10 protein-coding genes are annotated in these 5,662 nt (G+C 66.1%); all 10 read left to right on the top strand.

Features of this window, described 5'->3' with window-relative positions; translation table 11 throughout:
• Positions 1-203, top strand: a 203-nt coding sequence (locus ACU5AX_RS20680; RefSeq protein WP_446692400.1) for a hypothetical protein, incomplete at its 5' end; no start/stop codon positions are given.
• Between the two features lie 74 nt (positions 204-277).
• Positions 278-922: a hypothetical protein gene (locus ACU5AX_RS20675; protein WP_446692399.1), complete on the top strand. Its 645-nt coding sequence runs from the start codon at positions 278-280 to the stop codon at positions 920-922.
• Positions 923-957: 35 nt separating this feature from the next.
• Entirely contained in the window at positions 958-1,326 is a 369-nt protein-coding gene (locus ACU5AX_RS20670; protein ID WP_446692398.1) for a hypothetical protein, read from the top strand.
• Between the two features lie 10 nt (positions 1,327-1,336).
• The gene (locus tag ACU5AX_RS20665; RefSeq protein WP_446692397.1) at positions 1,337-1,723 is read left to right on the top strand and encodes a hypothetical protein; all 387 of its coding nucleotides are present in this window, start codon (positions 1,337-1,339) and stop codon (positions 1,721-1,723) included.
• A 427-nt stretch (positions 1,724-2,150) separates the two neighbouring features.
• Complete coding sequence (locus tag ACU5AX_RS20660) at positions 2,151-2,456, top strand: hypothetical protein (RefSeq protein WP_298808731.1); 306 nt, start codon at positions 2,151-2,153, stop codon at positions 2,454-2,456.
• A 53-nt stretch (positions 2,457-2,509) separates the two neighbouring features.
• Positions 2,510-2,677 (top strand): hypothetical protein, encoded by a 168-nt coding sequence (locus tag ACU5AX_RS20655; RefSeq protein ID WP_446692396.1) that lies wholly within the window; start codon positions 2,510-2,512, stop codon positions 2,675-2,677.
• A gap of 40 nt (positions 2,678-2,717) precedes the next feature.
• Entirely contained in the window at positions 2,718-2,969 is a 252-nt protein-coding gene (locus tag ACU5AX_RS20650; RefSeq protein WP_446692395.1) for a hypothetical protein, read from the top strand.
• A 567-nt stretch (positions 2,970-3,536) separates the two neighbouring features.
• Positions 3,537-4,547 carry a DUF2493 domain-containing protein gene (locus tag ACU5AX_RS20645; RefSeq protein WP_446692394.1) on the top strand — a complete coding sequence of 337 codons (1,011 nt, stop codon included), beginning with the start codon at positions 3,537-3,539 and terminating at the stop codon, positions 4,545-4,547.
• Between the two features lie 316 nt (positions 4,548-4,863).
• Entirely contained in the window at positions 4,864-5,076 is a 213-nt protein-coding gene (locus ACU5AX_RS20640; RefSeq protein WP_242122385.1) for a hypothetical protein, read from the top strand.
• A gap of 61 nt (positions 5,077-5,137) precedes the next feature.
• A complete protein-coding gene (locus tag ACU5AX_RS20635; RefSeq protein ID WP_242122384.1) occupies positions 5,138-5,464 on the top strand; it encodes a hypothetical protein in 327 nt (108 codons plus the stop codon).
• Positions 5,465-5,662: the final 198 nt, after the last annotated feature.

The following is a 5,662-nucleotide window of genomic DNA, read 5'->3' as shown; positions in this document are numbered from 1 at the left end:
GGCAGCGCGCGCAGCGTCGCCGCGACGTCGGTGCCGCCCTCGGCGTCAAGAGCGAGGACGATCTGGCACCGCCCTTCGGTGCCGATGGCAGCCCGGTCGATGGCGGCGCAGGCACGCAGGACGACGGCCTCGGCGAGACCACAGCACCGGTCGAATCCGCTCCCGCGCGCGGTCGCCGTCGCCGCGAACCGGCCGACGCCTGACGAACTCGGCCGGCGCGAAAGCGCCGGCCCATCCCATACCGGTACGCCTGCTCCCCGCGATACCGGCCCGGCACATGGTGAACAGCCTCCCATCATGTGCCACTCAGGGGCGACGCTTCGGCGTCGCCCTTTTTTTTGAAGAAATGGCTTGCAGCGCTGCTGCGCTGCCGCAAGACTCGGAAGCAAAAGAGAAGGGGGTACGCGGTATGACGTGCTGGCAAGGGGACGAGGAGAACTCGCCCGGGACCAGTTCGCCTCTACCCGATGGAGCTATTCCCATGGGCGACCGCGTAGCCGTGTCGATAACGATCGGGGGTTCGCTCCCCGCTAATCTGGTCGACGACTTCGTAACCTTAGTTCAGGCCGAGAGACTTTCAATCGATTGGGGCGGCGAACCTTTCGACCGCTCCCAGTTTCCTGAGGACGGCCCGTTGCGGCTCTTTGGCCAAGAGATCCGAGACGGCGAGATCGCAGAAATCGAGGATTTCTGCTGCACGCACGACCTGCCATACCTGCGCTGGTCGGGCGGCGCCCCCTCCTTTGGTCCGGAGATCGTGGTCTGGAAGGGCAGTGGCGACCGCCTGCGCTTCACCGCGGACGAAGAGGAGCGCGTTGTCATCGACGCGGATGAAGCACGCGAGCTCGGCACTTTCGAGGCCATCGCCGAGCATTTCGCCGACGGCAGCTATCAGCCTCCCGCCTTCCGGATTGCGGCGTAATTCGCCCGCATACCGGCCAACCGGAGGTTAGAACGATGCGCTTTGCTATCCTGTTGCCGCTGTTGGCCGCTGCCTGCGCGGATCCCGGTCCCACCAATGACCAGGCGGCGCGGCAAGCGGAAGAACAGGCGAAGCCGGCGCGGATCGCCGCCATGCTGAAGAGAGGGGACATCACGCTCTCGCGCGAACACCCCCGTCCTGACCTTTCCTCACGCCGCTGGTTCAAGGTTGAGGACCAGTACGGCTGCAAGTGGTGGATCGACAGCGGCAACAAATACGACACCCAGCAGATCGACGTTCGTCCCGACGGCGAAGCCAACTGCACCCACCCGAAGCACGCACCCGAAAAGCTCGACGTCTACCGCGACCGCAAGGGCGAGGTCGTCGACTACGACGAATTGTGAGGAGCCGACCATGACAGGCGACACCCATCCAGCGGTTGCGGCGGTATGCCGAGCCATGGCCGCCTCAAGGGCGAGAATGGCCCTCCTCGAGGGCGATCACCTCGACCTCGATACGACGATCGGCCTACTCCACGATTACGCGTCGTCGGCGAGCCTCATCGAGGATCTACCCCTCCCACCTGATGACCAGGGGCTTCGCTCGATCGGTGCCACAGGCACCATGCTGATGCGGCTTTCCGAAACCCTCTCGACCCTGATCGCCCGTGAGCGCGCCATTTCGGCTGCGGCAGCTCGCCAGCTCACCGCCCGACACAAGAGCGACCGGAACGTCCTTGCGTCCCTGCTCGGACTCTCGATCCTTTTGAACGTCCTGCTGGCATTCGTGGCGCTGCGCTGATCATGCCGACGCATCCCGCCTATGGCGGGACCGGGCTCTAGTCGGCTTCGCCTCCCGGAGCCCCGCGAGCGGGTCTCCGCCCTGTCGGGTGACGATCCCTTGCAACCGCCGCGCGTCTCCACTCGACCAGGCACCCAGCGCCTGATGGCGCAGGTTGCGGTCTCGCTCCGGCCGCGCGTCGGACCAACCCAATACTTCTCTCTCATGTCGTCCAAGTTTGGCATGCGGGGCTGGCGGACCGTCAAGGACGAGCGGTGCCCCCAATTTTCACGACCCCGGCACTCCGCTGCGCTCCGCTCTGGGGCCGAGAAAATCGGCTCCCCCACTCGCGAGCGTCAACCGGGGTCCACGCCTTCGGCGCGGCTTCCCGGTTAACGTCCCTGACGGCCCTGACCGCCGCATGCCCGGGCGGAACCGCCATCGGAAAATGGAGGTTGAAATGGCAGGCTTTCAAATCACTTTCTTTCGCACCGCGCTGAAGGCGGGTATAGAACCCGACGAGGCGCAACATCTGACCGAGGTTACGGAGGACTTCATCGTGAGGACCGTGGATACCGCGAACCGCGATCTCGTGGCGCAGCTCAAGACCATGAACGGCAAGCTCGACAACATCGACGGCAAGTTCGAGAACAAGGTCACGCTGAGCCGCGTCCAGCTGGCCGCGATCCTCGGGATCGCCGCGATTGGCGGCACAGCGGGGCCTCTCGCGCTCAAGATGATCGGCCTCGGCTGATACGACAGGGGGCTTCGGCCCCCTTTTTTGATCGCTCGCCAACAGGAGCGCGCATGCCGATCACGTCGCTTCACACAATCCTTGCGTTCCTCCTGCTGGTCCAGCTTTGCGCGCTTGGACACGCATTCAAGCAGGACTCGCCGTTCATCTACGCACAGGGCATCCTCTTCGGCACTTGCGTCGGATATCTCCCCACGCAGAAGGCGCCAACCAAGCGTTGAACCGCCCTTCAAAAGAGGAACGCCATCAAAGGAGATCGTCATGCGCCGATTCCATACCCGCGATCTGCTCCTCGCCGGCCCGGTCCTTGCCGCGTGCGTCTGCTATGTTCTCGCGTACGTCACCTGGGACGACTTCCCTCTCGGGCCGAACCCGCAGGACTACATGATCGCAGCGGGCAATGTCGCTCTGCTCATGCTGCTGCCGCTCGGGTATCTCTGGCTTCGTGACCGCCGCATTGCAGAGCGCTCGATGACCAAGGGCGCCCGCCCGATGGGCGGGACCGGGCTCTAATCGGCTGCGCCTCCCGGAGCCCCTGACGGGTCTCCGCCCTTCGGGTAACGATCCCTCGCTGGATTCCTTGTGGCACGTCCCGCCGGGGACGGCGGGACCGGCCTAGTCGGCCCTGCGGGCCTCCCGGAGCCCCATAGGGAGGGGCTCCGCCCTTCGGGTAACGGCCTCGCGCAAGGACGTCCCCGGGGGATTTGCTGTTAACCCGGCCCGGAGCGGGCCGGGGCAAATCCATGACGACGATCCCGCTGTTAACCCGACCGCGAGAGCGGTCGGGGCGGGATCGATCAACTCTCTCTCATTTCGGCATCGGACCCAGCCTCATCGCCATATTCTGAAGGGCCTCCACGACTTTCTCAAGGACGGCGGGGCCCCACCATTTTCTTTGGCGCCGCGCCGGCAGTCCTGCTTGTCGAAGGTGGCGCGGCGCCAAAGAAAATCGTGACCCCCACCGCCGCTAAAGCGGCGCGAGGCTTTGCCTCGCGTCCCTGACAAAGCCGCTCCGACCCGTCCGATGAGATTTCATCTTATCCAATACCGGATGAGAGAGCGTAAGCATTGGAGGCTTCAATGGCTACTTTCAACAACTTCTCGGATCTGGCCCGCACGATGGCCGACACCCGCGCGATGCAGATCGCCGACGAGACGAGGGCGGACGAGCGCGTGCAGCGCACCTACGAGGGGTCGTTCATCGAGGGCAGCGAGATGGCGAAGCTCAGCATCGTCGACGCCGCCGAGAAGCTGGACATGCCCGACCCCGAGCAGGCGGCCGCCGCGGTCGACCTGATGATGCGGACCCTGTTCGACGTGTTCCGCGACACCCGGATGGAGGAGTTCGCCGCCGACCTCGCATGGGGCTTCGTCAACTCCTTCCACATGGTGTCGAAGCGGGTCGAGGGCCGGGAGGACGACGCCGCCAAGAAGCTCGGTGAGATGGCCCGCGCCTTCGATCCCTCCGAGATCTACGCCAACGAACTGGAGGAGACCCAGCTGCTCTGCCAGACCCTCGAGGGATGCCGCGAGGCGCTGGAGTGCATGCGCGACCACGCCGGCGAGGTGTATCGCGCCGAGACCGGTCGGCCCTTCTCGACCACCCGGGGCAGCAAGGTATCCTCCAAGCTCACCGCCTCGATGATCGAGGGCGCCGACTACCTCGCAGCCCGCGCCGCCAAGAAGCGCGAGCAGCACAACCCGACCGGCCCGATCGTCGCCTTCTCGGGTGGCGCCAACTGGCACGACCACGAGAGCCTGTACGAGCGGCTCGACCAGATCCAGCGCCGCATCCCGAACATGGTGCTGGTGACCACCGCCCAGATGAAGGGCTGCGATGCCATCGCCGCTGCATGGGCCGCATCGCGCGACGTGAAGCTGGTGCTGTTCCGTCTGGACCGCCGCCTCGGCAACCGCGCCGGGTTCGTGCGCAACGAGCGGATCACCGCCCTCAACCCGGTCGAGGCGATCGTCTGCGAGGGCTCGGGCGTCCAGCTCGACTTCGCCCGCAAGCTGCGCAACGCCGGCGTCCCGCTCCACGTGTTCCGGGTCGCCGAGCAGCGTCCGGTCGCGACCGCGCGTCGGGCCTGACACCTCTCCCGAAGGGGGCTCCGGGCAACCGGAGCCTCCTTGCCTTTTTCGTCGTGCCGGGGCGGCGCTCCGGGGCATCGAGCCCCATCGCGCCGCGTGGGACTGAGCTTCCGCTCTTCCCCGCATGACGGGCACACACCGCCTCGCTCGCGTCGCGGTCGGCCCTGCGGCCGACCAGCTTGCTACGCCTCGCCGGTGCGCGCCCGCAACGCTCATCACCCTGCCGCCAGGCACGGCTCGCTCCGCATCGTGGCGACCCCTGCGGGTCGCCTACTCGCTACGCCTCGCTCGTGCCGGCGTCCTTCCGGAGATCATCATGGCCATCCTGACCGTCCACCAGTCGCTCTCGTTCGACACGATCATCAAGGACCATCCCGACCGCGCCAGCGCCGAGGCTCACATGGCCAAGATGCTCAGGGAATACGGCGACTGGCCAGCCGATGCCGCATCGGATGCCGCCCGCAACGGTCGACCCGTCCTCGTGTCCGACAGCGGCGACGACGAGACCATCGAGATCCGCGTGACGTGACCAGACGCACTGGCGACTGCTCGCGCCCACCGATACGATGACTCACCCGAGAGGTACGATCATGCTCAACCTCATTCCCATCGCCGTCCTGATCCTGTTTCTGGCAGGCGCGCTCTTCTTGTTCGCACGGCGACGGGTGCCGTTCAGCTATGTTATCCTCGCCGCAGGCTTAGGTGCGGCTTCCATCGCACTTTGGCCCTTCGGGCCTGTGAGCGCGAAGGGCGAGCGCGACGCGATCGTCCTGTCGCGCGCCGGACCACTCGGAGCGCAAGCCTACCGGTCGGCCATGACCGATGGTCGCATCACGCACACCGAGATGTCCGCTATCCGGGAGGCGGCAGGTCGCGACATAGACGATCCGAACTGGCTTACGTCCACGCCGCGGTGACCGTCTCCCGGTTGCGGCCGAGCCGGCTTCCCAAGGCGCCCTCTACATCCTGAAGCCACCCCGCTGGACGCCCATCGCCGCGCGAAGAGCGCGCCGATGAGTGGGCGCTGACGCGCCCTGCTCGGCCCTGAAGGGGGCCGAGGAGGAGAGAGGGATGGAGAGTGGTGTCGAGGACAAGGGGTCCGAAGACGATCAGGA

The sequence above is a fragment of the Sphingomonas benefaciens genome, assembly GCF_052907485.1.
This window is presented reverse-complemented; position numbering and strand designations above follow the sequence as displayed.